The organism is Eilatimonas milleporae, assembly GCF_003688555.1.
Taxonomy (GTDB): domain Bacteria; phylum Pseudomonadota; class Alphaproteobacteria; order Sphingomonadales; family Kordiimonadaceae; genus Eilatimonas; species Eilatimonas milleporae.
In genome coordinates this window covers 671,258-697,817 of the sequence record NZ_REFR01000009.1, presented here as the reverse complement: position 1 = coordinate 697,817, position 26,560 = coordinate 671,258, and the positions used below count along the sequence as shown (strand labels likewise).

The following is a 26,560-nucleotide window of genomic DNA, read 5'->3' as shown; positions in this document are numbered from 1 at the left end:
CGCAGACGCGAGTCGTTTACACGAAATCCGGAGACGAATGGATGGCCACCACGGCGAATCAAGAAGAAGAAAAGGACGTCGGACGCGAAGAGGGCAACAGCCCCCTGGTCGATACCACGGAAGCCGCTGTCAAGAAGATGATCGCCAAGGCGAAGGAGCGGGGCTACATCTCCTACGATGAGCTGAACGCGGCCCTGCCGACCGAGGAAATGTCTTCGGAAAAGATCGAGGACATCATGACCATGCTGTCCGAGATGGGCATCAATGTCATCGAGGGTGACGAGCCGGACGAGGGCGAAGGCGGCGCGCAGGAAGAAGAAGCCGCCGAGCAGGAAGAGTTCAAGACCACCGAGAAAAAGCGCGAGGCCGGCGACCGCACGGACGATCCCGTGCGCATGTATCTGCGCGAAATGGGCTCGGTCGAGCTGTTGTCGCGCGAGGGCGAGATCGCCATCGCCAAACGGATCGAGGCCGGGCGTGCCACCATGATCGAAGGGCTGTGCATGAGCCCGCTGACCTTTCAGGCGATCATCGACTGGGCCGAGCGGCTTGAAAACGAGCAGATGCTGCTGCGCGACATCATCGACCTGGAAGCGACCCTGGGCAAGGAACCGGATTCCAGCGATCTGGAAAATGAGAATGCCGGCGATGTGATGGCCGAGGCCGCCGCGCCGGTGACGGATGAAGCCGGTGCGGACGGTAACGGCGCGGACGGTAACAGCGGGGGCGCGAACGGCAAAGCCGTGGACGGCGAGGCCGTGAACGGTGGGGCCACCGCCGCACAGGGCGCCGACGGACAGCAGAAAGAGGGCGCCGCCGACGGTGCCGCCAATGGCGAAGCCGGTGAAAACGGCGAGGGCGGCGAAGGGTCATCCGATGCCAACGGCGCGGCGGACGAGGAGGACGAGGTCGCCATGTCCCTCAGCGCCATGGAGGCGCATCTGAAGCCGGACACGATCGAGAAGTTTCAGCTGATCACCGCCACCCACAAGAAATACGCCAAGTTGCAGGATGCCCGCCTGGCCGCCGCGGTGCAGGGCGAGGAGTTGAGCGCGGCGCAGGAGCGGCGGTTCAAGAAGCTGCGCAGCGAACTGATCGAGCTGGTCAGCTCGGTCAAGTTCAACAATTTCCGCATCGAGGAACTGGTCGACGAGCTGTACGGCCTGAACAAGCGGCTGATGAGCCTGTCCGGCCGGCTGCTGCGTCTGGCCGAGCGCCACAAGGTCAGCCGGCAGGCGTTCCTGACCGAATATGAAGGCAATGAGCTGGAAGACGGCTGGCTGGAGCGGGTCGCGGGCCTGAAAGGGCGCGGCTGGGCCGCCTTTGCCGCCGAGGAAGGCGGCGCGGTGATCAATCTGCGCGAACAGGTGTCGGAAATCCTGTCCCGCACCGGTCTGCACGCGGCTGAGTTCCGCCGTATCGTGCGCACGGTGCAGAAGGGCGAAAAGGAAGCCCGCATCGCCAAGAAGGAAATGGTCGAGGCCAATTTGCGGCTGGTGATTTCCATCGCCAAGAAATACACCAACCGGGGTTTGCAGTTCCTGGACCTGATTCAGGAAGGCAATATCGGCCTGATGAAGGCGGTGGACAAATTCGAATACCGCCGGGGGTACAAATTTTCCACCTATGCCACCTGGTGGATCCGGCAGGCGATCACCCGGTCCATCGCCGATCAGGCGCGGACCATCCGTATCCCCGTCCATATGATCGAGACCATCAACAAGCTGGTGCGCACCGGCCGGCAGATGCTGCATGAAATCGGCCGCGAGGCGACGCCGGAAGAGCTGGCCGAGCGTCTGTCCATGCCGCTGGAAAAAGTGCGCAAGGTGATGAAGATCGCCAAGGAACCGATCAGCCTGGAGACCCCCATCGGCGACGAGGAAGACAGCCATCTCGGCGATTTCATCGAGGACAAGAATGCCGTCCTGCCGGTGGACGCGGCGATCCAGTCCAACCTGCGCGAGACGACGACGCGGGTCCTCGCCTCGCTGACCCCGAGGGAGGAGCGGGTGCTGCGCATGCGCTTCGGCATCGGCATGAACACCGACCACACGCTGGAAGAGGTGGGTCAGCAGTTTTCCGTGACGCGGGAACGTATCCGCCAGATCGAGGCCAAGGCGCTGAGAAAACTGAAGCACCCGTCGCGTTCACGCCAGCTGAGAAGTTTCCTCGACAACTGACCGGCACGGGTCATGCCCGGACAGGGACCGGGCGTGCCTGTCGCGGATATGGCAAGGCCCTTGACGCCGCGCGGCGCCGGGGGCCTTATGCTGTCCGTCATGGTGCGTCTTGTTCTGCTTGTGCTGGCCTGGCTGCCGGTCGTTGTCCTGCCGCGTGCGCACGCGGCCGACGCGGCGGACACGGATACGTTTCTGTTCCAGCGGGATTATGCCGGCCGTGTCATGGTGCTGGCCATGGTGGACGGGCGCGGCCCCTTTCCCTTTGTCGTCGACAGCGCGGCGAGCAAGACGGTTCTGTTCGAGGACCTGGCGCGGCATCTGCGCCTGCCGCTGGACGATTTCCGCTCGCGCCGGGTGATGACGGCGACGGGGCCGCGCCGCCTGCCGTTGTACCGGCTGGGCCGGGTCGAGGCGCTGGGACGCTCCGTGCTGCTGCGCCGCACCGTCGCCCTGCCGCAAAGCCGGTACCGCGTGCCGCGCGCGGAGCCGCAGGGCCTGATCGGGCTGGAATTTCTGCGCGGCGGCGTGCTGGCCTTTCTGGGCGAGGCGGGCGGTGTGCGCTTGTTGCCCCATGGCGGCGCCCTGCCGGACCTGGACTGGACTGTCCTGCACGGGCGGCCGGTGGGCTATGGCTCGCTGGCCCTGGATTTGCGGGTGGGCACGGTGGAAATTCCCGCCATTGTCGATACGGGGGCGGAACGCAGCGTTGTCAATGTGCCGGCGGCGGACGCCCTGACGGCCGAGAACAGCGCCCGCTACGGCAAGACCGTGTTTGTCGAATCGGCGAACGGTCAGGTCGGCGCGCGGGAGTTGCTGCTGGACCGGCCGCTGTTCAGCGACGTGGCGCTGAATTTGCCCCGGGTTCTGGTCTCGGACCTGCCTGTGTTCAGTTCCTTTTACGCGCACAAGGTGCCGGCGATGATCCTCGGCGCCGATTTCCTGTTTCAGGACAAAATGGCGATCGACTTCCGCCAGTGGCGCCTGTTCATCACCCAGGCCGGCAACCGCCCGCCGGAGGCGGACGACTGACAGGTCCCCAAGGCCCTATGCGGCCAGTGTGATGTGTAAGGCGTGTGATGTGTGTGGCGGGCGATGGTGGGGACGGGCAAGACGCATGAAAAAGGCCGTGCCGGCATCCCTGCCCGCACGGCCCTGTAAACGCGGTGTTCGTGTGCCCGGTCAGCCGTTGTTGAACAGGCTTAAAATCGATTGCGGCTGGCGGTTGGCGATGTTCAGGGCCAGCACGCCGAGCTGTTCGCGGACCTGGCCGGCTTCCAGTTCGGCGTCGGCCTCGGCCAGATTGGCGTCCACCAGATTGCCGATGCCGACCTCGTTCGTGTCGGCCAGCGTGCGGTTGAAGGTTTCCACCTGTTCCAGCCGTTCGGCGCCGGCGCCGATGCTGGACAGTGACGCATTGACCGCCGACAGCGACGCGTCGATGGCGGCCACGGCGCTCTGCGCGTCGGCGGCGGTGGCGATTTCCTGCCCCGCGCCAAGGCTGACGGTGCCGCCGCCAAGCGAAAAGTCCTGATTGGAAACCGACAGGGTCTCGGTGCCGTCGGCGTTGGTGATGGCGGCGATGTCGCCGCCGCCGGGGGCCAGCGGGTTGGTGCCGTTGAATTCGGCGCCGTTCACCGTGGTGGTGATCTGATCGCGCAGGACGGTGAACTGTTCGTTCAAGGCCTGGCGGCTGGCGTCGTCCAGCCCTTCGTCCGATGCGGCGACCGCGGTTTCGCGCAGTTGCAGCAACAGGCTGGAGACCTCGCCGCCGGCGGCCAGCGCCACATCCGCCGTGGACTGGCCCCGCGCCACCGAATCGCCGACGGCCCGCAGCCCGGCACCCTCGGCCCGCTGCTGCTGGGCAATGGCGAAGGTGGCGGCGCCGTCGCGCGCGCCCGAAATGCGCAGGCCGCTGGAAATCTGATTGCGTGTGGCGGCGTTGGACCGGTTGGTCTGGCCGAGGAATTGCAGGCCCGTCAGGGCCCCTGCATTGGTGTTCACTGAATCAACCATGGTCGCACCCTGACTTGGTAAATTTGTGAGAGTTCACTTGTTTCATGGCAGACGGCCTGTTCCGATAGTCTATCCCAGCGGCGCGCCCTGATGATGTTCCCGACAGGGCATGCCAACGATTTGCGGGGGCCGTTCTGCCGCACCCTGCCTAGCAGACTAACGGATTTTTGCGAACAGATGGTTAAAATTGACCCCATGGGCCGCGCGGGGGGCGCAAAATGAAAACCCTCCCGCCCTTCAGGACCCTGTGGAGGCATGGGACACACGGGGTATCAGGGCATACAGGAGATGAAAAGGCGAGGGCGGCGGCTGTTGAAACCGGCCCCGGCGCGCCCCATATTGCCAGACAGTTTCGAGTGTTTCACAAGAACGACAGTCTTACATAACAACGATATGCGAGGGGGAGACCGATCATCATGGGACCGTTTGAAATGGTGGTGCTGGTGGTGTTTATCGCCGTCGGCGCCAGCGTCATCCAGAAATGGCTGAAAACCAAGGAAAAACTGGCCGAGTCCGCAACCCTGGACGCGGCCACGGACAAGCGCATCGCCGCGCTGGAAGACCGCATCCGCGTTCTGGAACGGATCGTCACCGACAAAACCAGCCGCCTGAAAGAGGAAATCGACGCGCTGTAACGCGCGTGTCCCCTGTCCCGTGCCTGGCCTGTTTCGGGGCAGGTGAACGCCGCCGTGCATTTTCCGTTGCGCGGAGCCGCCGGTGTTTGCTAGGCACGGGGCCGTGGATGGGCCTGTAGCTCAGTTGGTTAGAGCGGGCCGCTCATAACGGCTTGGTCGGGGGTTCGAGTCCCTCCGGGCCCACCACGCAGATTTTAAGTTATTGATTTATAATATTTAATTTTGATTTTACACCAACCGGATTACAAGATTGGTGTAAAAAATCACTCCGACCCGTCCAGTTTTGACAGCCCCGCGCCCGTGTAGATCGCTGCGGTTCGTACGCTGTCACCAAGGATAGCGGCGATTTCCTCTTCCGTTGCGTCCGCTTCCGCCAGGCGCCTAACGATGGCTTTGTGCAAGCCGTCACTGGGCCGGTCCATCAGTCCCGCGTTATCACACCAAAACCGCATCTTGCTGTCGAATACAGCGAGATTAGACAGCTTTTTACAGTTTTCCTGTCAATCCGAAAAAGGGGCATAGCGATTTTTGGCAGTATTTAATGGAGAAATTAACGCTAAAATTGTATATTAATGAATAATGTTACTTTTGAAAACGAGGGAGCCATGACCCTACCTCACGAAATCGACGATATACGTGAATGGTATCCGTATGATCGCAGTGGTCCCCATGCTGTGCCGGAAAAAACATTCGAATTCGGTCTCGTCCTCGGCGGCACAGTTTCCGCCGGTGCTTATACAGCCGGTGTCCTTGATTTTCTTATAGAGGCCCTGGATTGCTGGCATCAGGAGAAGGAAAGAGCGCAGGCGAACGATGACACGATGGTCCCCCGCCATCATGTGAAATTGCGCATCATCACCGGCGCCTCGGGCGGCGGTGTTTGCGGAGCCATCTTCGCGGCGTCCTGTCGTCATCGGTTTCCGCCCGTCAAACAGGTTGGTACGCAGACACGGATTTCCGATAGAAATCCTAGTGTTCAAAGCAACCCTTTCTACCGCACCTGGGTCAAAACACTCGATATCGGCCCCTTGCTTGAAATGTCGGATATTCAGGCCGACAAGCCTCTGAAGTCTCTTTTGAATTGCCGGCTACTTGACGATTTTTCCGGTTTTCTGGTGGAATATCCTAGGTCGCTATCACCCGCCGGAACTCACGGACTTCCCATGGCAAGTGCAGCGCTTCGGTCCTGGCTCGAGCCGCATCTGAAGCTGGCCATGACGGTCACGAATCTGCGCGGTATGCCATATTCCCTCACGTTTCCCGGCGATGCCGGTATTGATCATGCAATGCGCTTGCATCAGGATTTCATGGAATTCAGTGTTCCGACGCCCGGCTCAGATGTTCCTGAGTATGCCGATCCAGCGCCGAATTTCAGAACGTTAGAGGTGGACACCGACCAAATACTTCGTTCAGGGGACGAGCGTGAGCGGTTTCGAGCGAGCGCACTGGCAACCGGTGCTTTCCCGTTTGCGCTGGAAGCGCGTGACCTGAGCAAACAACCGATCGACTATTGCTATCGTTTCGTGACCTGGCTGGACAAAAGCATGGGCAGCTATGTTTACGGCAAGCCAAGCCCGCGCGATGGTATGGATGATCCATATCGGTTTTTGGCCGTCGATGGCGGTACACTGAACAATGAACCGTTCGAATATGCCCGGCAAGCGCTTGCCGGGACGAACGGTCGCAACCCGCGATCCGGCTTGGAAGCCAATCGGGCCATTGTGCTGATTGACCCGTTAAATGAGCCGACGGCTGGCCAGTCAACCGATGAACCGAAAGGGGAGATTGGCGAAGCCTGGGAAAACCAAGCAAAAATTGCACTGGCCACCTATCACTCGTTACGAGGTCATGCGAAATTCCGGCCTGACGAAATCGGGCTCATGCAGGATCCGACAGTTTACAGCCGCTGGATGATCGCCCCCAAAAGAGGCGATACCGTCTCGAACAAAGCCATTGCCACATCGGGTTTAGGAGCGTTTCTGGGGTTCTTTTCCGAGGCGTATCGCCATCATGATTTCATGCTGGGCCGGAGAAACTGCCAGCGGTTTTTAAGGGCCCATTTCGGGTTGCCCATGGATAACAACGCAATTCATCATAAGGAGCAGCGGCTTTTGAACCCAGACAAACCCAACCACTCTCCGATCATTCCGCTTTACGGGTCTGCTGCCGATGATGCAGAGCTTTGCCCATGGCCGTCAAAGGTTCTAGCTGGTGCAGATGCGTTCGAAGACCCGATCAAGAGAAGGATGCGGGCCATCTATGGCAAACTGAAACGCCAGGAGATTGAAAACTTTGGCATGAAGGCCTGGCTAGACATCGGTTGGGTCCTGGGCGGACGCTCAAAACTAACGAAAGCGGTCCTGAAGCAAATCAACAAGGCGATTGATGAAGTTGAGGCAGGGCCACCCTCCCATTAGAAGTGCTGACGAACGCGTCCATCTGTGCGCCCATGGCAAGGCGCCTGATGCCGGTTTATATGTTTATGGCAGCAGGATATCGGCAAGATCACTGATATCATGGCGTATCTCATCGAGATTGACGACATTGATGAGGTGATGACGCTCCGGAAATACAAACCGCATCAGTTGAGCGGCGGCCGGGCCGGGACCTACAGCTTTCATGTCACCGCCAACTGCCGCATCACCTTCAAGTACGATGCGACGGAACACGAGTTGTATGATGTGGATTATGAAGATTACCACTGACGCACAGGAGCCTGGGCGATGGCGATGAAAATAGGTATGAAGCCCCTGCATCCGGGTGGGTTTATCAAACGCTCGGTCCTGCCGGATGATTTGTCCGTGACCGCCGCCGCCGAGGTTTTGAACATCGGACGGCCCGCGCTGTCCAATCTGCTGAATGAGAACGCGTCTCTCTCGCCCGAGATGGCCTTGCGGATCGAGAAGGCCTTTGGCGTCAAGATGGACACGCTTTTGAAAATGCAGGCACGCTATGACGCCTACGCCATGCGCCAGCGTGAAGACGATATCGATGTGCGGCCTTATATGTCCGTATAGATGCAATTTCTGACGCGGGACCTTTAAAACGTCCGTTTGATATCCTGTCCCGGATGGAGAAGGCTGCCCTGTGAAATATAGGGACAGTATATAGTTTTTTCAGGACAGGAATTTCGAGCGAATCTTTTATTTTACAGCGTGTTACGAAAGTTACGAGGTTATCCTAAAAGCATATACCGTCCCCGCATATCCCATGACGCCTTTGCCGTGACCATATCCCGGCGGGTTGTCCTGTTATGCGCGCTGTGACGGTCGGCGAGGGGCCTGTGTATGCCCGAGTCCCTTTACGCATCGGTCATGGGTGCGGGGCCAGATATGTCCTGATCCACGCGGCCAGGGCGTCTTCCGCAATGTCGCCGGCGGCCAAGGCCATCGTCGTCTGATATTTTTCGCTGGCCGATGCGTCCAGTGCGGCGCCGTTGAGGCGCAGGAACAGCTGGCAGGCGATCAGGGCTGTGCGCTTGTTGCCGTCGACAAAGGGGTGGTTGCGGCATATCCCGTAGGCATAGGCCGCTGCCAGCGCCGTTAGGTCCGGTTCGGAGTCACAATAGTGGAACAGGTTTTTCGGCCTGTTCAGCGCGGAGTCCAGAAGCACCTGATCGCGGGTGCCCGCTTTCGTTCCTTATGGGGTGAGTGGAGACTTGTAGATGGCTCAGAATATGGAACCCCATCGCTGTCGGAGCGATGCCTTTAAGCGCATCGGTGAACTCCTGCCGTGGACCCACTAAACACATACAGACAAAGAAGCCGCGTGAAACGAAGAGCTCGGGCGGTTGCGATGGATGGTCGAACCTTGAGCTTGGGGGAACTGCGGGTGTCGTGTTGCTCCGGCGCGCGCTTCATGCCGTCGAAAATGAAATTGCTCCATATGGGTGCCCCGGGGCGCCAGTTTGCGCGTCTGACATCGGCAAAAGCCGCGGATACCGGCAACTGATCTAACTGTTGGCTATCATACTGTCAGAGGTCAGATATCCGCGGTGACCGTTATCAGTGAGACATTATTCGAGAGCGATATTTGATATCCTTACCAAGAGCACACCAAGAGCCAATAAAGTGATCACCCCAATGCTACCCGCTATCGTTGGGAAGTTCTGAGCAACTATCATCGATGGAGTTACATTATTTATATTAGTCGCCAGTGCCGGCGCTCTTATGAGGCCTACGATAATCAGGCTCAAGAACACGACGTATGCGGCAATGAACCCTGCGAAAAGGACATGCTCAGTATAAGAGAGATTACCTACAGCACCCATTTGACTGGAATTGTTCAGCAAAAGCCACTGAATTGCCTCTCGGTAATATTGACCCAGGATGTCTGCCAGTGCGAACGGGTTGGTTATCCCAATTGGAGGAGCCTGATCAGACTCGGCAAATGTGCTGGTGAAGCTTGTCTCGGTCAAATCCACTATGCCAAGCGAGTTGACATAGAAAGACTGCTCAAATTTCGCGTAATATTTAAGCTTATCGCTGTCAAAAACTATTTCGCCATCGAATTCCCTAGAAACTGATGTAAGCTCACTGGTGTCAAAAACCAATGTTGTAACATTGTATGTGTTTCTAGAGGTCTTTTGAAAGCTCGCCAACATTGAGGCGCTAAGCGCTCCATTCGCAGTGAAAATTAGCGAAATATTGTCTCTACTCTTATTTACGATTGCTTGCAGTATGGTCCCGAATCCGCTTACTCCTGCCACTGGTAAATCAAATGCGGCCCCGTCTCTGGTATTTTCGGTGCTATCAAGACTCATAAAAGTATGAAGCATTGCACCACTTGTATCGGTGTATATTTTGCAGGGCAGTAGCGGCACGTCATTCAAGACTGCCTGTGCTGAGGGAAGTCCTGTTGCTGTTGTCGTTCCCGACATCTGTACTTGTTCAAATTGAGTTGCATCGGCTTCAACGGCGACTTTGTAGTCTGGGGTGACATTTTTTTTGCTAATTTTCATAGCTATTGTCCTTCGGGTGTTTGCGAGGTTTGTTGGGGTCGAGAGTGTTCTCTCGTCGTCAGCTTCAGCGCTGTCAGGTGACTATGATTCTGTTGTCAAGACCCATCGTCGCTGTGCGAGACGTTAGGGCGCCCCCATAGGTCACTTCCACAGCGCCGGTAATGTCTTCAACATCCATGACGTCGCCGGATGTGTAGTTGCCGAAAAGGACCCAATAGTTCGGATAAGGGGTGAAGACGGCAGTCATGTTAGGCGCGGCTTGGACGACATAAGCAGGTGACCCGGAAAAGCCGACCCCGACCGCAGTTCTGTTTGGCACGACATTCGCGAGTTGCCGGATCGTCAGTGAGCCGACGGAACCAGAGCCGCTCTCATTCGCGAAGCTGGTGGCCTGATAGGAATCGACCGTCAGCTCCACATAATTATTTTCGTTGGGGTCCGCAGGCATAATCTGTGTCGCAGAAAAATTGATTCCTGGCACCACAACTCCCGTTTCGGCCCATACAAAGCTGTAATCCAGACTCCAACTGAAAGTTACAGTGGAGCCGGGCGTTGTAGGACGCGCGAACCAAGCCAAGCTGAAGACATCGCCTGGCATGGTAATCGGCGGTGCTTTCTGGAAAATGGCAAAGCTGCCTTCGATTTCAGAATTGTTTTTACAGGTGAGGGTGTACATGGTCATATCTGTCTCCATTTGATCATTCGCCTCTATTGGACCGGCCTTTTTACTGGACGGTGTGGAATTCGGGCCGTTGAAGGACCCTCTATGACTGCTTTTCATTTGAACGAGTCTTGTGAAATGAGGCTATTTGTTGCTGCCGGAAAGGTCACTGGACGCGCGTCCCAAAAACCGGGAAAATAGTCCTTAAGCGGGAAATGGTGGGCGTTTATCGCGTAGAGAGAGTGTTAAGCCATTCAACGAGTGGCGCGGTTTCGCCTGCGGATAACATAGACGGGAGAGCAATATTTTCTCCCCGACGGATAGCCTCCTGAAAGCTTCGTGGCGACATTCCATAAGTTTGGCGAAACAGTCGGCTAAAGTAGGCCGCATCTGTGAAACCCTGTTCATAGGCGATGTCTGCAATACGCCGTTTAATCTGAAAGGGGTCGCATATGGCCGCCAGAGAGCGCTGCAGACGACGCTTGGTTATGTAGCGATGCACGCCTCCAAAAGACTCGAACTGCCGATAAAGCTTGCTCCTGGAAATGCCGAGTTCTTTTACAAGGGTCGCTGGTTTGAGCAATTCATCATACAGATTATCCTCGATATAGTCGCGAATCCGGTTGGCAATTTCTCGTTGCGGGCAAAATGGGAGAGTCTGATTGCTGTCAGAGCATGGGTTCACGGTTGACGCTACAATCCTTGCCAAAGCGTTGCCGATCGGCATTGCCTCATTGGTCTTTAGTTTTGATGCTGCGCGCGCGGCTGCGATCATGATATCGCTAAGAAGCGTGCCAATGGCCTTTTCCCTTGGCACCACTAAACCGTGCAGGCTAGTGCGGCACGCGTTAGGCATAGGAAGTGCAGGACGCGGTACGATAAAGTTGAGGGATTTCTGGTTTCTAATGCGAAAATCGGCCTGCGCGGTCATGTCGAGAACTGCTATGTCATGCTTCCTCAAGCGTCTCCAGTTTCCTTCGACCCCGAATGTAGTGGATCCGGTAAGTGGCTGATGGATCACATAGTGATTAAGATCGTCCATCCGAACCCGTTCTACGGATCTTTGATAACGGCCACCATACATGAATGCGTGGCAGAGTATGATTGCTCCGAAATGATATGAGTGTAGCGATGCCTCGAATTCATTTTCCGTGTAACCGCTCGAAGACTTGAAATCGAAAAGTGGGTGAATTGCTTTTCGCCACGCTTCTACCCGTTTTCCCTTTGGGATTACGTCAGTCGAAAAACGAAGTGCTGAAATTTCCTCATCCGACCCTTTTGCATTTATCGACCGTTCTTCCCCAAGTGTGCCTTGCATCGCTCATATCTCTCGAAAATATATCCTTTCCGACAATATTTTGAAAAAACACACTTATTGGTAGATTTGTCATTCTCACTGACGTCCCAAAAACTTGGACATGTGTTCGCCCCCACAAGTCGAGTGAGCATTCGGGACGCCAAGGGGGTGACGGAAAAGGGATGTGGGAGAGGATAATGACGCTGCCAATACTCGCTTGAGCCTACATATTAGTTAATCGACTTTAGGCCGTGTCAAAACCACACTGTCGTCTCCGCATATCCGATAGCGATTTTGCCCTCACCATATTCGGGCAAGGCCTGTGTCGAGTGCCAGGTTTGACGAGCGTTGCGTCTTTGTTATTATAATGTTCATTATAATAACGGCAGGAAAGGGCAGGGCATGCATGTTCTGAAACTGACATCGATCGGCACGTCTACCGGGGCGATTTTTCCCAAGGATCTGCTGGCCCGGTTGAAGCTGGAAAAGGGTGACCGGGTGTATGCGGTTGAAACACCCGACGGCATCCTGTTGACGCCGTACGATCCCACCATTCAGGACCAGCTTGATACCGGGCGGGATTTCATGAAGACATACCGGGATACGTTCAAGGTGCTGGCCAAATAATGGCCGGGTATCGCTGGATCGATGCGCGGGCGCTGTTGATTCTGCATGAAGAAAGCCTGGCCGACCATGGCGGCGGCCGGGGCCTGCGCGATATGGGGCTGTTGGAATCAGCCCTGATGCGCCCCGTGAACCTGGCGGGCTATGACCCGGATGCGGACCTGGCCGCCCTGGCGGCCGCCTATGCCTACGGGCTGGCGAAAAACCATCCCTTTGTGGACGGCAACAAGCGGGCGGCGTTTCTGTCCGTCGGTATCTTCCTAGGCATCAATGGTTACGGCCTGACGGCATCGCCGGTCGCGGCGATACAGGCCGTGCTTGCGCTGGCCGGCGGCGACATGACGGAGGCGGCATTCGCCGACTGGGTCCGGGCGAACATGGCGGCCTTGCCGTCTTCCTGACAGCTGCTTTCGGGCTTTATCGCGGGTGGCTTGCCTGCCGGCTTTGCACACCATGATTCCCGTATATAAAATATAGGGACAGTATATAGTTTTTTTGGTCGGAACATTTTCGACAAACTCATTTTTTTACAATGTGTTATGGAGAATAGGCGGTTGTCGGAAAACCATATACTGTCCCCGATTTTATGACCCGTTAAAACCGGTATACCGTCCCCGGATTGTTGAGACCGGTTTTGGTGCAGTGTTGCGATGGCGTGGCGTATTCGGGGGGAGGTATGCGGCGAGCCCGGAAGCATGGGGACGGGGCCGTGTGCCCTGACCCCTAGTCCCTGATGCCGGCCGGGGGCGCGACGGCCGCCGACAGGTGGACGGCGGTGTCTGTTTCGCGCACGGCGGCGCCGGTGATCAGCGCGGCGGTGCGGATGAACGCGTCCGTGTCGGTCAGGGTGAAGACGCCGCTGATCCTGTGATCCGCGAGCGCGGTGTCGGCGACGATGACTTTCCGCGTCGTATAGCGGTTGATTTCGCGCACGGCGTCGCGCAGCGGCGTGGCGCTGAAAACCGCGCGGTTCCGCGTCCACGCGGGCCCGTCCGGGGCGGCCGGGCCGCCGAGGGCGAAGATTTCCAGGCCCGTGGCTGTGTGGGTGTTTGGGTCGGTATTTGGGCCGGTGTCGGTGTTCTGGTTGGTGTCTGGATCGGTGTTGGGGCGCGCGACATGGGCGCCGTCACCGGCGGTGATGGTGACGGGGTCGCGGCCCGGCCGGACGATCCGGACCCGTCCTTCGTAAACCTCCAGCCGGATCCGCGCCGTGTCCCGGTGGACGGAATAGGCGGTGCCAAGGGCGGTGAAGCCGGTGTCGCCGACATGGACGGTGAAGGGGCGGTCCGCCATGCGTGTCACGTCGACGAAGACCCGGCCGCCGGCCAGATCGACACGGCGGGCACGGTCGGAAAAGGCGGTTTGTACCCGGGTGGCGGAATCCAGATGCATGACGGTGGCGTCCCTGAGGGCGACCTGGCGGATTTCGCCGATGGCGGTGCCGTAGCCGGCGCGGTCGACCCCGCCGGGCCCCGCGAGCAGGAGGGCGGCGGCGACACACACCACCACGCAGGCTGTCAGGGCCACGGCCCGGATGGCGGGGATGGGTATGGACAGGCGCCCGGTGGACAGGCCCGAGGGGGCGGGGGCCGTGCCGCCGGCGCGTGGCCGGCGGGGCGCTCGCGCGGGCAGGTGGTCTTCCAGCGCCACGCGCAGGGCGAGGGCCCAGCGGTTCAGGCGCGGTATGCGATGCGGCGCGGTGTCGTCCCACAGGCCGGACACGCTGGTAAAGGCGGCGATGTGATCCGGCGAGCGGTGGAGCCAGCGCTCGAACCCCTCGCTGACGCGCAGGGCGGGGTCTTCCTCGATCCGGAGGGCCCAGTCGGCCGCCTCATCCAGGAGGGCGGTGTTTATGTCCGAATGCCGTGTCACCGTTTCCTTACGCTTTCCCCGTTATCCCTGCCCGCGTTTCCGTGTCAGGCTGACGACGGCGTCCCTGAGATGCCGCCGCACCAGCGCGATGGTCAGACCCATGTCGCGGGCGATCCGGTCATAGGTGTGGCCGTGCAGCCGGTAGCGGACGAAAACCCCGCGGGTGATGTCCGGCAGATCGGCGATATCGCGCAGGGTCCGCCGGAGGTCCTGTTTGGCCGCAAGGGCCGTTTCCTGGTCCGGGCGCACGCTTGGCGCGTTTTGCACGGCGTCTTCATAATCCCCTGTGAACGGGGCGTTTTGTCTCTTTCTGTATCGGTCCCTGATAAGGTTGACGATGATGGTGCGCAGAAATGCGAGGTCATTTTCAACTTTTTTTTGCAATCCGTATTTTTTCAACCGGAGAAAGGCGTCTTGGACGATCTCGGCCGCGTCGTCGGGGGTGGCGCCCTTGGAGCGGGCAAAGGCGGTCAACTGCCGGCCATGGTCGGCGAACAGCCGGGACAGGCGGGGGTTGTCGGACGGTGTGGCCGACGGTGTTGCTGACGGTTTTGCCGGGGCGCGGGGCGTCACCGGACAGCGCGGCACGGCGGACCCGGACGGCGGCGGCGTGCCGACGGTGTGCGTTTTGTCCGATACGGGCGGTTGTTCCGGCAAAGGCATCCTTTCAGGCAAGGGTCCGGACCCATGGCATGCGCGAACCGCGCCGCCCCGGTGCGGGCCTGGGCGCTGCGTTCCCGGCAGTGTGCCCGCCCTTCTATGACCGTGCCGTGACAAGGGCCCGGATTCCCGCCGCGGCGCGGCGCATATGGTCGGCGCTGTTGTACAGGCCGGGGGTGACGCGGATGCAGGCGCCGGCGGCGACGCCGTCGCGGTGAACGGTGAACACACCGTGTTCGTCGAGCAGGCGTTTGGCCAGCCGGCGGTTGTCGTCGACACCGGTGACGCCGGTCAGCCGGAAGGATGTGATGCCGGCATGCAGGCGCGGGTCCTCGGGCGTCAGAATGTCCAGGCCGGGCGTGCCGCTGAGCAGCCCGGTCCAGATGCCGCGCAGATAGCGCAGGCGCGCGGCCTTGGCCGCCGCGCCGACGGCGTCGTGAAAGGCGAATGCGTCCGGTACGGTGAGAAAGGCGGCGAAATTGCTGGTGCCCGAATGGACGCGACCATAAATGTGATCTTTCTCGCCGTCGGTGGCGGAAAGATTGGGGCTGATGTCGCCCAGCCGGTCCCGGCGGATATAGAGGGCGCCGACGCCGATGGGCGCGCCCATCCATTTGTGCAGGTTGAAGCCGATGAAATCGGCGTCCAGATCGTCCACGCGGAAATCGATCTGCCCCCAGGAATGGGCGGCGTCGACCACGGTGCTGACACCGCGCGCCCTGGCCTCGCGGGCGATGGCGCGCACGGGGATGACCAGGCCGGTGCGGTGGCTGACATGGGTGAGCAGCAGCAGCCTTGTCTCGGGGTGGCGGTCGAGCGCGTCGCGGTAAAAAGCGATCAGGCCGTCATGGGTGGCGGGTTCGGGCACGTTCAGCGCCACGGCCCCGCAGCCGGCCCGCGCGGCGGTGGCGCGCATGGCCTCACGGATCGAGCCATAGTCCAGATCGGCATACATGACCGCGTCGCCGGGCGACAGGCGGTTGAAGCCGCCGATGATGTTCTGCAGGGCCTCGGTGGCGCCGCGTGTCAGCGCGACCTCCTCGCGGGCGGCGCCCAGGCGGGCCGCGACCGCGTCCAATACCGCGACATAGGCGGGCCAGTATCGGCGGCGGGTGTAATAGCTGTTGTCGCGGTTGATCATCCGCGTGTGGTTCAGATACGCCTCCAGCACCGGGCGGGCCATGATGCCCCAGTTGCCGTTTTCCAGATTGATCACATCGTCCGTCACATCATAGTGGGCGGCGACAGCGCGCCAGCCGTCCTCGTCGTCGGGACGCAGGGTTTCCGGTGCCGGCAGGGCCGGGGCGGACAGGGTCGGGGTGGGCAGGGTCGAGGCGGGCAGGGGTGCTGCCGGCGGTGCGGCGGCGTTTGTCAGGGCGGCGGCCGGTATGGCGGTGCCGGTCACGGCGGTCGCGGTGGCGGCGGTGATGAAGCGGCGTCTGGACAGATCGGGCATGGCTGCGTCCTGGGGTATGCGGGGACCGGACGGCGGTGATGTCCGCCGTCCGGTCCGGTTTCGGCTGTGCGGTCCGGCGCGGTTCAGAAGTCCACGCCCAGACGAAGATAGTAGAGACCGCCGTCGGTGTCATAGGGGGCGTTGCGGGAATAGATCAGGCCGCGATTGGACTGGAATTCCGCCTCGTCCGGGAAGGTGTCGAAGACATTTTCCGCCCCGACCCTGAGCGAGACTTCCTCGCGGATGTTCCATGTCACCGCCAGGTCGACGAAGACCTCGCCGCCGAACTCCTGGAAGATCTCGCCGGCCGCATTGAAGGAGAAATCCGTCCACGGCCCGAAATAGCGCAGGCGGCCGAGGAATTCGAGATCGCCGACGGCATAGTTGGCGGCGGCGTTGCCGGTGTGTTTGGGCAGCAGGTCCTCGAAGCGGACGCGCAGGGTCTCGTTGTCCTCGAGCCGGCCGTCTGTGACTTCGGTTTCGTTATAGTTATAGGCGGCGGTGAGGGAGAGGGTACCGGGCCCGGCCTGGGTGGTGTAGGCGGCGACAATGTCGACGCCGCGCGTGCGGGTGTCGAAGTCGTTCTGGAAGAAGTTGACGCTGGTGATGCCTTCGCCGCCGGGGACGCCGAGGGCGACAAGCTCGGCCCGCTCGGCGTCGGTGAGGGTGAAGGTCTGGGAGGTGCCGAAGCGGTCGTCCACATTGACCTGATAGACATCGATGGAGGCGCTGAAGCCGGCGTTGTTGCTGTAGGCGAGGCCGAGGCTGTAATTCTCGGACTCCTCGGCCGTCAGGGGGTTGATGTCGGCATCGGCGCGGCGGGAGATGATGTCGGCGACGGCACCCTGGGGCGAGAAGCGCCCGCGTGTGAAGATGTTGAGGGTGACGGTGTCGAGCCCCTGGGAGGTGCGTTCGCTGAACAGCTGGCCCGGTGTGGGCGCGCGGAAGCCGGTCGACGCGGTGGCGCGCAGGGCGAGGGTCGGGGTGATCTCGAAGCGGGTGGAGAGCTTGCCGTTCAGGGTGTCGCCGAATTCGGAGAAGTCCTCATAGCGGCCGGCGAGGCCGAGGGTCCAGCGGCTGGTGAGGGGGACTTCCACATCGACATAGGCGGCATAGCTTTCCTGATCGAACGTGCCGGCCTGGGCGTCGCTGTATCCGGGGAAGCCGTTGGAGCCGGAGGGCAGGCCGTCGACGGCGCCGGGGCCGATGGCGAAGGAGGCGGGGTCGCCGGCCTCGATCTCATAGGTTTCCTCGCGGCGTTCGCCGCCGAAGGCGATGTTGACGGGCCCGGCGTCATTGCCGATGTCGAGGGTGTGGACGAAGTCGAGATTGATGTTGAACTCGCGCTGTTCCAGCGTGCCGGGGCGGAAGGCTGTGGGACTGTCGGGCCCGAGGGAGGCGTTGATGGTGTCGGTCATGACATATTCGATGCGGTTGCTGCCGTAGCCGAGGCTGGCGTCCCAGGTGAAGGCGCCGTCGCCGAGGGCGCCACGGGCGCCGCCGGTGAGCGAGATGTCGCGGTCTTCCTGCCCGAACTGGGGTGTGAAGCCGGCGGGGTAGAGGGTGCGCAGGTCGAAGCCGGGGAAGGCGTCGCTGGGATTGAAGGCGCTGGTGGTGTCGGGGTTGCGCCAGTTGAAGTCCGAGACGCCGTCGCTTTCGCCGTAGGTGCCGAAGAGATAGGCGTCGGTTGTGTCGGCGAGGGCATACTGGCTGTTGAGGGCGAAGCGGATGCCGTCCCGCTCGGGCTGTCCCCAGTTCTGCACCGGGTTGGGGACGTCGAGGTCGGGGTTCGCGGCCTGGAAGGCGAGGGCGTCGGGGCGCTGTCGGGTGCGGGATGTGCGGGCGGCGTCGAAATATTCGAAGGTGGTGACGAGGAAGCCGCGTTCCGCGAAGCCGAAGCCGGCCTGGAAGCCGGCGCGGTAGTTGTCGCCGTCGCCCTCGTAATATTCGGAGAACTGGCCGAAGGCGCTGTGTCCGGGTTCGTCGTCGAGGAGGATGTTGATGACGCCGGCGATGGCGTCCGAGCCGTACTGCGCCGACGCCCCGTCCCGCAATACCTCAATCCGTTCAATGGCGAAGGAGGGGATCTGCGCCAGGTCGGCGGACTGGGCCCCGTTGCTGCCGAGCAGGGCGGCGCGGTGGCGGCGCTTGCCGTTGACCAGCACCAGCGTCTGGTCCGGTGACAGGCCGCGCAGGGTGGCCGGACGCACGAAAACCAGCCCGTCGGCCAGCGGCAGGCGCTGCACGTTGAAGGACGGCACGATCTGCGCCAGCGTGTCGAGAAGGTCCTCGGACGCGGTGCGGTCGACGGCGTCGCTGGTGATGATGTCGATGGGCGCCAGCGAACTGAAGGCGGTGCGTTCCGCCCGCCGGGTGCCGGTGACGATGATCTGTTCGACCATGTCGTCCGCCCCGGCACCGCTGTCGGCGGCGGCACCCTGGGCGGATGCGGGTGCAAGAGCCAGAAGCGAGGCGCTGGACAACAGCAGTCCCGCGGCGATGGTTTTTCCGAATGGCATGAGTTTCCCCCGAAAATATGGACAATTCCAAAAATGCGTGGGGCCGGCCGGCCCTGTGACCGGAGAGCGGGTCCAAAGGCCGCCCCACATCCCGTGTGACGATCCGGGACGGGCTTCTGCGCGGGTGCAGCGTGATTTCACAAATGTTTCACGAAGGGGCGGCCGGCCCGCCGGTGTGTCCGCCGGTTTTTGGGGCGTGCCGGGTATCGGGGGCGGTGTGGCGCGGTTCAGAAATCCACGCCCAGGCGCAGATAGTAAAGGCCGCCGTCGGTGTCGTAAGGGGCGTTGCGGGAATAGATCAGGCCGCGATTGGCCTGAAAAGTGGCCTCGTCCGGGTAGGCGTCGAAAATGTTTTCCCCGCCGAGACGGACATGAACACGCTCGTCGATCCGGTAGGTCAGGGCCGCGTCGATCAGGATTTCCGAACCGAAGGTCTGGAACGGGCCGCCGGCTTCGGTGTCGGACAGGTCGGTCCATTTGCCGACAAAGGCGGCGCGGGCGAACAGGCTGACGGCGCCAATGCGGTAGCCGGCGGACGCCACCGCATTGTGGCGGGGCAGCCCCTCCTCAAAGGTGACGCGGTCGGGCCGGGCATCGACGAAACTGCCGTCTGTGACTTCGGTTTCGTTATAGTTATAGGCGGCGGTGAGGGAGAGGGTACCGGGCCCGGCCTGGGTGGTGTAGGCGGCGACAATGTCGACGCCGCGCGTGCGGGTGTCGAAGTCGTTCTGGAAGAAGTTGACGCTGGTGATGCCTTCGCCGCCGGGGACGCCGAGGGCGACAAGCTCGGCCCGCTCGGCGTCGGTGAGGGTGAAGGTCTGGGAGGTGCCGAAGCGGTCGTCCACATTGACCTGATAGACATCGATGGAGGCGCTGAAGCCGGCGTTGTTGCTGTAGGCGAGGCCGAGGCTGTAATTCTCGGACTCCTCGGCCGTCAGGGGGTTGATGTCGGCATCGGCGCGGCGGGAGATGATGTCGGCGACGGCACCCTGGGGCGAGAAGCGCCCGCGTGTGAAGATGTTGAGGGTGACGGTGTCGAGCCCCTGGGAGGTGCGTTCGCTGAACAGCTGGCCCGGTGTGGGCGCGCGGAAGCCGGTCGACGCGGTGGCGCGCAGGGCGAGGGTCGGGGTGATCTCGAAGCGGGTGGAGAGCTTGCCGTTCAGGGTGTCGCCGAATTCGGAGAAGTCCTCATAGCGGCCGGCGAGGCCGAGGGTCCAGCGGCTGGTGAGGGGGACTTCCACATCGACATAGGCGGCATAGCTTTCCTGATCGAACGTGCCGGCCTGGGCGTCGCTGTATCCGGGGAAGCCGTTGGAGCCGGAGGGCAGGCCGTCGACGGCGCCGGGGCCGATGGCGAAGGAGGCGGGGTCGCCGGCCTCGATCTCATAGGTTTCCTCGCGGCGTTCGCCGCCGAAGGCGATGTTGACGGGCCCGGCGTCATTGCCGATGTCGAGGGTGTGGACGAAGTCGAGATTGATGTTGAACTCGCGCTGTTCCAGCGTGCCGGGGCGGAAGGCTGTGGGACTGTCGGGCCCGAGGGAGGCGTTGATGGTGTCGGTCATGACATATTCGATGCGGTTGCTGCCGTAGCCGAGGCTGGCGTCCCAGGTGAAGGCGCCGTCGCCGAGGGCGCCACGGGCGCCGCCGGTGAGCGAGATGTCGCGGTCTTCCTGCCCGAACTGGGGTGTGAAGCCGGCGGGGTAGAGGGTGCGCAGGTCGAAGCCGGGGAAGGCGTCGCTGGGATTGAAGGCGCTGGTGGTGTCGGGGTTGCGCCAGTTGAAGTCCGAGACGCCGTCGCTTTCGCCGTAGGTGCCGAAGAGATAGGCGTCGGTTGTGTCGGCGAGGGCATACTGGCTGTTGAGGGCGAAGCGGATGCCGTCCCGCTCGGGCTGTCCCCAGTTCTGCACCGGGTTGGGGACGTCGAGGTCGGGGTTCGCGGCCTGGAAGGCGAGGGCGTCGGGGCGCTGTCGGGTGCGGGATGTGCGGGCGGCGTCGAAATATTCGAAGGTGGTGACGAGGAAGCCGCGTTCCGCGAAGCCGAAGCCGGCCTGGAAGCCGGCGCGGTAGTTGTCGCCGTCGCCCTCGTAATATTCGGAGAACTGGCCGAAGGCGCTGTGTCCGGGTTCGTCGTCGAGGAGGATGTTGATGACGCCGGCGATGGCGTCCGAGCCGTACTGCGCCGACGCCCCGTCCCGCAACACTTCAATCCGTTCAATGGAAAAGGGCGAGACCTGGGTGATGTCCACCGACTGGCCGCCGCGCAGACCCAGAAAGGCCGAGCGGTGACGGCGCTTGCCGTTGACCAGCACCAGCGTCTGGTCCGGCGACAGACCGCGCAGGGTGGTGGGGCGGACGAAGATCAGCCCGTCATTGAGGGGAAAGCGCTGGGCGGTGAAGGCGGGCAGCAGCCGGGCGAGGGAGTCGGAGATTTCCTCCGACGCGGTCAGGCCGATGTCGCCGGCGGACAGCACATCGATGGGCGACAGCGAGCCGAAGCGGGTGCGCGCCGCCCGCCGGGTGCCGGTGACGATGATCTCGGAGACGGAGGGCGTCGTGCCGGACGCCGTGCCCGCCGCCCCGCCGGTCGGTTGTCTCGCGGCGGTAGCCGGTGGCGGATCGGGGGGGTGTTTTGCGGCGGGCGCGCGCACCAGGGCCAGCGTGCCGCCGCGCACCCGGACCACATCCAGCCCCTGCCCGGCGGCCAGGCGGTGCAGCGCCCCGGCGGCGTCGTAATATCCGGCGAACCCCGCCGTCGTCCGCCCGGCCACCAGATCGGCGGTGTAGAGAATGTTCACATCGAAGGCGAGGGAGACACGTTGAAGGGCGGCGGCCAGGTCCTGGGCGTCGAGGGCGATATGGCGGATGTCCGGCGGCCGGTCCGTGCGGCCGGCGGTGCCCATGGCGGCGGCGGTCAACGCATGGACCGGGCCACCGCTGGCGCAGACAGCAGCGCATACGGTTGCGCACAGGGACACCACCAGGCACAGGAAACGCCCCGCGCCCGTTCCGGCCCGCCTGAAATATGCTGCATCTGCCCGTCTCAAGGCCCTTGCACCGCCCCGAAAGCAACATGTCCAACCGCCTTTAACAGCCGCATGTTGCGGTCTTAAGACAGGCCCGCCCAGCCGGGAGGGCGGGACGTCAGAGCGGGGCACGACGGACCGTACCGGGTGCGCGGCCTCCGACGTGGGCCGACCGCTATCGCCCCTGCACTGGCGCGGGGGCATGGGGCCGGGGGGCCGTCCGTGATATTTCCATAAGAAATATTAGGGACAGTATATAGTTTTTCCGGTCCGGATGATTTTCTTTAAGGCATTGAATATGAAGAGAGATTGTCACTCGGCGCCATTCTAAAAATCCGTATACTGTCACCAGTTTTCCCAAAGAGATGTGGGCCGGTGGGGCGGGTATCCGGTATTCGGCAGCGGCGGCAGGCGGCAGGCGGTATCGGATGTCGGCCATTCCGTATCGGGCGTCCGGCGGCGGGGGGTTGGGGCGGCGTTCGATGCTTTGTGTCCGGCAGCATGCAGCCGGCGGGGCATACGGCGGCGGCGGTTGGACGCGGCGTTGGGTCCCCTGTGTCAGACCCCTCTGTCTCTGACTTCTGTCTCTGACTTCTGTCTCTGACTTCTGTCTCTGGCCCAAGGCAGCCTGTGCCGGATGGCGGGACAGGTCCGAGGCATCGGCTGTCCGGGGCGGCTTTCTTCCTGTTCGCACGCGGTTATTTGATGTTTTCAGCCATCATCAGGGGCTGGTCGGGGGTGGTGCGCACGGTGATGTCGGCGGTGTAGTTGCGCACGGTCATGGCGGGCTGGTCGTGCGAGACGCCGTCGCCGGTGTAGAGAACCGGCTGCTGTTCGACCGTGAGGACGAAACCGGTTTCGCCGTAATCGCCGGCGTATCTGGGCCGGTAGTCCAGCGACACGGTCTTGCGCTGTCCGGGCATGAGGAAAATCTGCGCCGGCAGGGCCTTCAGCGCGACATGGGTGTCACTGCGGCCGCCGGCGGGCAGCACGCCGGCCTCGCTCCCTGCGCGGGCTGCCGACAGGCGCAGGAGGATTGGCGCCCGGCTGGGGTTGAACAGCACGAATTTCAGGTCCGGCACCCAGGTGCCGATGGCGGCATATTCCACGGGCCGGAAAAAATAATCCGACGCGCGCGCCGACGCGGGCATGAGGGTGTGCAGGGCGATGAACGCCAGGACAATGCATTTCAGCTCACTGAATTTCAGGGTCGGCGCGGGGCGCAGGGTCTTTGCAAACATGGGTCCGTCCTTTCCAACGGGTCGCGGTCGGAGGGGACGGTGCAAGAAAAGGCCCGGCGGGCCTTTTCCTTAAAATATTGAAATATATGAATTATTTAAAATGAAGCGTGCGGATCCGCCTTTGCGGTCCGCGAAAATGCGTTGCAGCCCGCAAAGACGGTTGCGGGCTGCACATCAGCAGCCCGGCTCGGCGGCGTCGAGAATGGCGTCGCGCAGGTCGCGGCGGACGCGGCGGGCGGTCTGCGGCCCGCCCTCGGCCAGCTGGCGGCTGAAGGCGCCGGCCGCCAGCGACAGGGCGGTCATGCCGTAAAGGGTGGCGCTGCCCTTGAGCTGATGGAGGAGGGAGCGCAGCTGGGGCACCGGCATGGCCATGCCGAGATCGGAGGCGAGACCCATCAGATGCTGCCTGTAGGCAGTGGCAAGGGCGGCGTGTTCCTCGGCCAGTTTCGCCCCCGTGACATGGTCCTTCAGATAATGGCGGTCTTCGAGTGTTTCGGAAATGGCCGCCGTCAAACGGACCATGTTGACCGGTTTTTCAATGAACAGGACGGCGCCGGCGGCGACGGCGCGGGCGGAGACCTCGGCATCCGTGTCGGCGCTCATGGCGATGACGGGGGGCACGCCGGTCTCGCCCGTGATGTCGGCGATCAGGTCGGTGCCGTCACGGTCGGGCAGGCCCAGGTCCACCAGGACCAGATCATAGGGCGGGGTGCGGATGGCGCCCGCCTGATCCATCATGGCGGCGGCCTCGCCGGCGGTGGCGGCGATGTCGACGAAAAAGCCCTGATGGCGCAGATTGACCTTGAGGAACAGGGCGATGCTGGCCGCGTCCTCGACGATCAGCAGGTGTTTGCCGGTGCTGAACATGGTTTAGCGTCCTTTCTCAAACGCCAGGCGTTTGTTCCATTCGGAGATCAGGCCGGCGATGCCGGAGACCGTCGCGCCGATGGAGGCGGCGGGTTTTTCCGAGGCCGGGGCGGGACCGGCCACCAGAAAGCCCTCGATCAGGCTTTTCATGCGGCCGATTTCGGACGGATCGCTTTTGTCGAAGACGCCGGCGGCATGGCAGTTGACCAGCCGTTTCAAGAGGCCGAATTCCAGCGTGCCGGACAGGACGACGACAAGGCTGTCGGGGGCGGTGGCGCGGGCTTCTTCGGCCAGTCTGGCGCCGATCTTGTCGCCGCTGAAATCATTGTCGAGGACATAGATGTCATAGCCCGGCCGGATGCGGCTGTGATTGCTGGAGCTGACGCGCAGTTCCGGGAAATGGTGGCGCAGTTTCAGGGCCAGCATGCCGGAATAATGATGGTCGTCATCGAGGATGAGCAGTTTACGCGGCTTGGTCATGGATGTCTCCTTCTTGCGGGTGGGTGGCGGGATCGGCCTGACGCAGGCCGGGATCGCCCTTGACCGCGCCGACGAACAGCGGCGCGACGGCCAGGGCCTGGGATATCGTGCGCTGGACGGCGCGGGTCTCGTCGCCCGGCGTCACGGCGGTCACGGTGAGATGGGACAGTTTCGTCAGGATGCGGGCCGAGATGTGGCGTTCGGCCATGCCGGCATAGATCAGCACCAGATCGTAGCGCGGACCCCATGCGTCGAGCCAGCGGCGCGCGGTGTCGACCGTGTAGCCGGCACCGGTGCCGGCGGTGCCGAAGGGCATATAGTCGACGCCGCCGGCCCGCATCGGGGCGACGGTGGCGTCGCCGCGAATGCTCTCGATAAAGCCGGGGGCGCTGCCGGCGCCGTCTTCGGCGCCGCAGACGACGAGGGTTTTCAGGCCCTGACGGGCGGCCAGTTCGGCCACGGGCAGGAGCGGCAGGGCACAGTCGTCGCTGAAGCGCACGAAGCTGATGACGGTGGGCCCGTGCCCGCGCCAGTGATCGCTGAGCTGCAGGTCGCCGAGATAGCGGGCGAAGTCGTCGTCGCCGGCCTGCCGGGGCAGGACGAAAGTGTGCGTGCGCGGCGGCAACAGGCCCTCGATATCATCGCTGAAGCGGATGCGGCCGGTCACCTGGCGCCACAGGAACACCGCCGCCACGACCAGTCCGCCGCCCGCCATCAGGCCGAGCAGGGCGAACTGCATCCGCTTGTCGCTGGCCGGGCGGTCGGGCAGGCTGCCGCGCGAGAGGATTTCGATGGTGCCGGGCAGGCTGTTGCGGCTTTCCAGACGCACCTGGTCGAGGATGCGGCGGGTTTCCGCCAGCATGCCCGAGACCTGGGACTTTTCCTCATTGATCCGCTTGAGCTGGATCAGCTTGCTGTTGAGGTCGCGGGCGTCCCCCGACAGGTCGCGGCGGCGGGTGGACAGCTTGCGCTTCAGGGCCTCCAGCTCAGCCATGGACTGGGATTTGGCGGCGCCGTCGGTGCCGGTGATGGCGCCGGTCTTGCCGAGGGTGGCGATGAGACGGCGGCGGCTTTCAATGGCATCGTCGATCACCTGAAGGGAGGCGGCGAGCGTCGCCACCTTGTCATGGCCGGGCTGATAGCGCAGCAGCAGCTTTTCCAGTTCGGCGGCGCGCTTGGCCCGTTCGAACACCATGTCGGCCATGGCGCGGTCGAGCAGGGTGGCGCGCTTGATTTCCATGTCGCCGGTGTCGGCGTCGAGGGCGCCGTTCGAGGCTTCCATCTCCATCAGGCTGTTGGTCAGTTCGGCGATGCGCAGGTCCAGTTCCTCAAGCTGGGTGACCTTGGTCAGGTGGGCCTTCGACAGGGAGGTGGCGTCGTATTCCTCGCCGACCTGAAGCAGTTCCTCATTCAGGGCGAAAAGCTTGGCCGACAGTTCCTGGACGCGGACCTCCAGTTCGCGGGCGCGCATGGTCTGGCGGGTGCCGGACTGCTGGGTGTGCAGGTCGGTATAGCTTTTCAACAGGGCGTTGACGGCGCGCTGGGCCATGGCCGGATCGGTGCTGGCGGCGGTGATGGCGATCAGCCCTTTCTGTTTCTTGACCGCCAGGCTTTGCGCGTAATCCTTGAAGGACAGGTCGGGGCGGCTGCCGGTCTGCTGTTCCATGTCGTCGACCAGATAGTCGAAGCCGCGTTCGAGCACCGGGCGGCTCTGGATATAGGTGGCCTCGGCCGAGACGAAGGCGTCATAGAGGCGCAGGCGGCTGTCGTCATTGTCGGCGTAGAGAATTTTGGGTTCCTTGGCGACGACGCGGACGAGGCCCTGGCTTTCGAATTTGGGTTTGACGGCGTTGAAGGCGGCGACGGCCAGGAGGCAGCCGGCGACCGCGCCCAGCGCGATGGTGATGAGCCACAGGCCCCGGAAAACCCGCAGGACCATTTTGACCGGATTGACGGGCGCACCCTCGGTCTCGGCCTCCTCGACGAAGTCGCGGACCTGCCACATGCCGGGATGGCCTATGCCGTCCTGCGGGGGTGTCTGATCGGTATGGTGTCCGGTGGTCATGCCTGAA

The 26,560-nt window shown here is 62.3% G+C and carries 23 protein-coding genes and 1 tRNA gene; 9 read left to right on the top strand and 15 right to left on the bottom strand.

Annotated elements, in window-relative coordinates; translation table 11 throughout:
* Positions 1-41: 41 nt before the first annotated feature.
* Together rpoD and BXY39_RS03860 are read left to right on the top strand one after the other, a co-directional pair.
* Complete coding sequence (gene rpoD / locus BXY39_RS03865) at positions 42-2,180, top strand: RNA polymerase sigma factor RpoD (RefSeq protein WP_121937487.1); 2,139 nt, start codon at positions 42-44, stop codon at positions 2,178-2,180.
* A gap of 33 nt (positions 2,181-2,213) precedes the next feature.
* Positions 2,214-3,209, top strand: a complete 996-nt coding sequence (locus BXY39_RS03860) for an aspartyl protease family protein (RefSeq protein ID WP_170163604.1) — start codon at positions 2,214-2,216, stop codon at positions 3,207-3,209.
* A gap of 150 nt (positions 3,210-3,359) precedes the next feature.
* Here BXY39_RS03860 and BXY39_RS03855 read toward each other — a convergent pair whose 3' ends face one another.
* Complete coding sequence (locus tag BXY39_RS03855) at positions 3,360-4,193, bottom strand: flagellin (protein WP_121937485.1); 834 nt, start codon at positions 4,191-4,193, stop codon at positions 3,360-3,362.
* 416 nt (positions 4,194-4,609) lie between these two features.
* On the opposite strand from BXY39_RS03855, the gene BXY39_RS03850 reads away from it, so the two are divergent.
* Positions 4,610-4,828, top strand: coding sequence for a hypothetical protein (locus tag BXY39_RS03850; RefSeq protein WP_121937484.1), 219 nt, complete (start codon positions 4,610-4,612; stop codon positions 4,826-4,828).
* A gap of 109 nt (positions 4,829-4,937) precedes the next feature.
* Positions 4,938-5,014: transfer RNA gene (locus BXY39_RS03845), tRNA-Ile, on the top strand.
* Between the two features lie 77 nt (positions 5,015-5,091).
* On the opposite strand, the gene BXY39_RS19285 is transcribed toward BXY39_RS03845, so the two are convergent.
* A complete protein-coding gene (locus BXY39_RS19285) occupies positions 5,092-5,250 on the bottom strand; it encodes a hypothetical protein (RefSeq protein ID WP_170163603.1) in 159 nt (52 codons plus the stop codon).
* Positions 5,251-5,433: 183 nt separating this feature from the next.
* Here BXY39_RS19285 and BXY39_RS03840 point away from each other — a divergent pair, with 183 nt between their 5' ends.
* From BXY39_RS03840 to BXY39_RS03830, 3 genes are all read left to right on the top strand, one after another.
* Positions 5,434-7,245 (top strand): patatin-like phospholipase family protein, encoded by a 1,812-nt coding sequence (locus BXY39_RS03840; RefSeq protein WP_170163602.1) that lies wholly within the window; start codon positions 5,434-5,436, stop codon positions 7,243-7,245.
* A gap of 99 nt (positions 7,246-7,344) precedes the next feature.
* Positions 7,345-7,533, top strand: a complete 189-nt coding sequence (locus BXY39_RS03835; RefSeq protein WP_121937482.1) for a type II toxin-antitoxin system RelE/ParE family toxin — start codon at positions 7,345-7,347, stop codon at positions 7,531-7,533.
* An 18-nt stretch (positions 7,534-7,551) separates the two neighbouring features.
* Positions 7,552-7,845, top strand: a complete 294-nt coding sequence (locus BXY39_RS03830) for a HigA family addiction module antitoxin (RefSeq protein ID WP_121937481.1) — start codon at positions 7,552-7,554, stop codon at positions 7,843-7,845.
* A gap of 295 nt (positions 7,846-8,140) precedes the next feature.
* On the opposite strand, the gene BXY39_RS03825 is transcribed toward BXY39_RS03830, so the two are convergent.
* From BXY39_RS03825 to BXY39_RS03810, 4 genes are all read right to left on the bottom strand, one after another.
* Positions 8,141-8,440, bottom strand: a complete 300-nt coding sequence (locus BXY39_RS03825; RefSeq protein WP_121937480.1) for a type II toxin-antitoxin system death-on-curing family toxin — start codon at positions 8,438-8,440, stop codon at positions 8,141-8,143.
* A gap of 403 nt (positions 8,441-8,843) precedes the next feature.
* Positions 8,844-9,788, bottom strand: a complete 945-nt coding sequence (locus BXY39_RS03820) for a hypothetical protein (RefSeq protein WP_121937479.1) — start codon at positions 9,786-9,788, stop codon at positions 8,844-8,846.
* 73 nt (positions 9,789-9,861) lie between these two features.
* The gene (locus BXY39_RS03815; protein WP_121937478.1) at positions 9,862-10,470 is read right to left on the bottom strand and encodes a protein rhiA; all 609 of its coding nucleotides are present in this window, start codon (positions 10,468-10,470) and stop codon (positions 9,862-9,864) included.
* A gap of 205 nt (positions 10,471-10,675) precedes the next feature.
* Positions 10,676-11,767 (bottom strand): helix-turn-helix domain-containing protein, encoded by a 1,092-nt coding sequence (locus BXY39_RS03810; protein ID WP_121937477.1) that lies wholly within the window; start codon positions 11,765-11,767, stop codon positions 10,676-10,678.
* A gap of 381 nt (positions 11,768-12,148) precedes the next feature.
* Between BXY39_RS03810 and BXY39_RS03805 the strand changes: the two genes are divergently transcribed.
* Together BXY39_RS03805 and BXY39_RS03800 are read left to right on the top strand one after the other, a co-directional pair.
* On the top strand, positions 12,149-12,373 hold the full coding sequence (locus BXY39_RS03805) for an AbrB/MazE/SpoVT family DNA-binding domain-containing protein (protein ID WP_121937476.1): 225 nt from the start codon (positions 12,149-12,151) through the stop codon (positions 12,371-12,373).
* A complete protein-coding gene (locus BXY39_RS03800; protein ID WP_121937475.1) occupies positions 12,373-12,771 on the top strand; it encodes a type II toxin-antitoxin system death-on-curing family toxin in 399 nt (132 codons plus the stop codon). The genes BXY39_RS03805 and BXY39_RS03800 overlap by 1 nt, the downstream gene beginning before the upstream one ends.
* 322 nt (positions 12,772-13,093) lie before the next feature.
* Here BXY39_RS03800 and BXY39_RS03795 read toward each other — a convergent pair whose 3' ends face one another.
* From BXY39_RS03795 to BXY39_RS03755, 9 genes are all read right to left on the bottom strand, one after another.
* A complete protein-coding gene (locus BXY39_RS03795) occupies positions 13,094-14,242 on the bottom strand; it encodes a FecR family protein (RefSeq protein WP_121937474.1) in 1,149 nt (382 codons plus the stop codon).
* A 21-nt stretch (positions 14,243-14,263) separates the two neighbouring features.
* On the bottom strand, positions 14,264-14,899 hold the full coding sequence (locus tag BXY39_RS03790; protein ID WP_170163601.1) for an RNA polymerase sigma factor: 636 nt from the start codon (positions 14,897-14,899) through the stop codon (positions 14,264-14,266).
* Between the two features lie 100 nt (positions 14,900-14,999).
* Complete coding sequence (locus tag BXY39_RS03785) at positions 15,000-16,358, bottom strand: aminotransferase class V-fold PLP-dependent enzyme (protein ID WP_211332072.1); 1,359 nt, start codon at positions 16,356-16,358, stop codon at positions 15,000-15,002.
* A gap of 83 nt (positions 16,359-16,441) precedes the next feature.
* Positions 16,442-18,877: a TonB-dependent receptor plug domain-containing protein gene (locus BXY39_RS03780; protein ID WP_121937472.1), complete on the bottom strand. Its 2,436-nt coding sequence runs from the start codon at positions 18,875-18,877 to the stop codon at positions 16,442-16,444.
* A 227-nt stretch (positions 18,878-19,104) separates the two neighbouring features.
* Positions 19,105-21,921 (bottom strand): TonB-dependent receptor, encoded by a 2,817-nt coding sequence (locus tag BXY39_RS03775; RefSeq protein WP_211332069.1) that lies wholly within the window; start codon positions 21,919-21,921, stop codon positions 19,105-19,107.
* Between the two features lie 677 nt (positions 21,922-22,598).
* A complete protein-coding gene (locus tag BXY39_RS03770; protein WP_121937471.1) occupies positions 22,599-23,141 on the bottom strand; it encodes a hypothetical protein in 543 nt (180 codons plus the stop codon).
* Positions 23,142-23,315: 174 nt separating this feature from the next.
* Positions 23,316-24,008, bottom strand: coding sequence for a response regulator (locus tag BXY39_RS03765; RefSeq protein ID WP_121937470.1), 693 nt, complete (start codon positions 24,006-24,008; stop codon positions 23,316-23,318).
* 3 nt (positions 24,009-24,011) lie between these two features.
* Positions 24,012-24,488, bottom strand: coding sequence for a hypothetical protein (locus BXY39_RS03760; RefSeq protein WP_121937469.1), 477 nt, complete (start codon positions 24,486-24,488; stop codon positions 24,012-24,014).
* Positions 24,472-26,553 (bottom strand): GumC family protein, encoded by a 2,082-nt coding sequence (locus BXY39_RS03755; protein ID WP_121937468.1) that lies wholly within the window; start codon positions 26,551-26,553, stop codon positions 24,472-24,474. The genes BXY39_RS03760 and BXY39_RS03755 overlap by 17 nt, the downstream gene beginning before the upstream one ends.
* Positions 26,554-26,560 lie beyond the last annotated feature (7 nt).

Bases quoted from the DNA above. Each gene is read 5' to 3' on its own strand.
- BXY39_RS03765 (WP_121937470.1), bottom strand. From the start codon at position 24,008: ATGTTCAGCACCGGCAAACACCTGCTGATCGTCGAGGACGCGGCCAGC.
- BXY39_RS03780 (WP_121937472.1), bottom strand. From the start codon at position 18,877: ATGCCATTCGGAAAAACCATCGCCGCGGGACTGCTGTTGTCCAGCGCC.
- BXY39_RS19285 (WP_170163603.1), bottom strand. From the start codon at position 5,250: ATGGACCGGCCCAGTGACGGCTTGCACAAAGCCATCGTTAGGCGCCTG.
- BXY39_RS03840 (WP_170163602.1), top strand. From the start codon at position 5,434: ATGACCCTACCTCACGAAATCGACGATATACGTGAATGGTATCCGTAT.
- BXY39_RS03760 (WP_121937469.1), bottom strand. From the start codon at position 24,488: ATGACCAAGCCGCGTAAACTGCTCATCCTCGATGACGACCATCATTAT.
- BXY39_RS03770 (WP_121937471.1), bottom strand. From the start codon at position 23,141: ATGTTTGCAAAGACCCTGCGCCCCGCGCCGACCCTGAAATTCAGTGAG.
- BXY39_RS03810 (WP_121937477.1), bottom strand. From the start codon at position 11,767: ATGCAAGGCACACTTGGGGAAGAACGGTCGATAAATGCAAAAGGGTCG.
- BXY39_RS03830 (WP_121937481.1), top strand. From the start codon at position 7,552: ATGGCGATGAAAATAGGTATGAAGCCCCTGCATCCGGGTGGGTTTATC.
- BXY39_RS03805 (WP_121937476.1), top strand. From the start codon at position 12,149: ATGCATGTTCTGAAACTGACATCGATCGGCACGTCTACCGGGGCGATT.
- BXY39_RS03855 (WP_121937485.1), bottom strand. From the start codon at position 4,193: ATGGTTGATTCAGTGAACACCAATGCAGGGGCCCTGACGGGCCTGCAA.
- BXY39_RS03785 (WP_211332072.1), bottom strand. From the start codon at position 16,358: ATGCCCGATCTGTCCAGACGCCGCTTCATCACCGCCGCCACCGCGACC.
- rpoD (WP_121937487.1), top strand. From the start codon at position 42: ATGGCCACCACGGCGAATCAAGAAGAAGAAAAGGACGTCGGACGCGAA.
- BXY39_RS03820 (WP_121937479.1), bottom strand. From the start codon at position 9,788: ATGAAAATTAGCAAAAAAAATGTCACCCCAGACTACAAAGTCGCCGTT.
- BXY39_RS03850 (WP_121937484.1), top strand. From the start codon at position 4,610: ATGGGACCGTTTGAAATGGTGGTGCTGGTGGTGTTTATCGCCGTCGGC.
- BXY39_RS03835 (WP_121937482.1), top strand. From the start codon at position 7,345: ATGGCGTATCTCATCGAGATTGACGACATTGATGAGGTGATGACGCTC.
- BXY39_RS03800 (WP_121937475.1), top strand. From the start codon at position 12,373: ATGGCCGGGTATCGCTGGATCGATGCGCGGGCGCTGTTGATTCTGCAT.
- BXY39_RS03755 (WP_121937468.1), bottom strand. From the start codon at position 26,553: ATGACCACCGGACACCATACCGATCAGACACCCCCGCAGGACGGCATA.
- BXY39_RS03815 (WP_121937478.1), bottom strand. From the start codon at position 10,470: ATGACCATGTACACCCTCACCTGTAAAAACAATTCTGAAATCGAAGGC.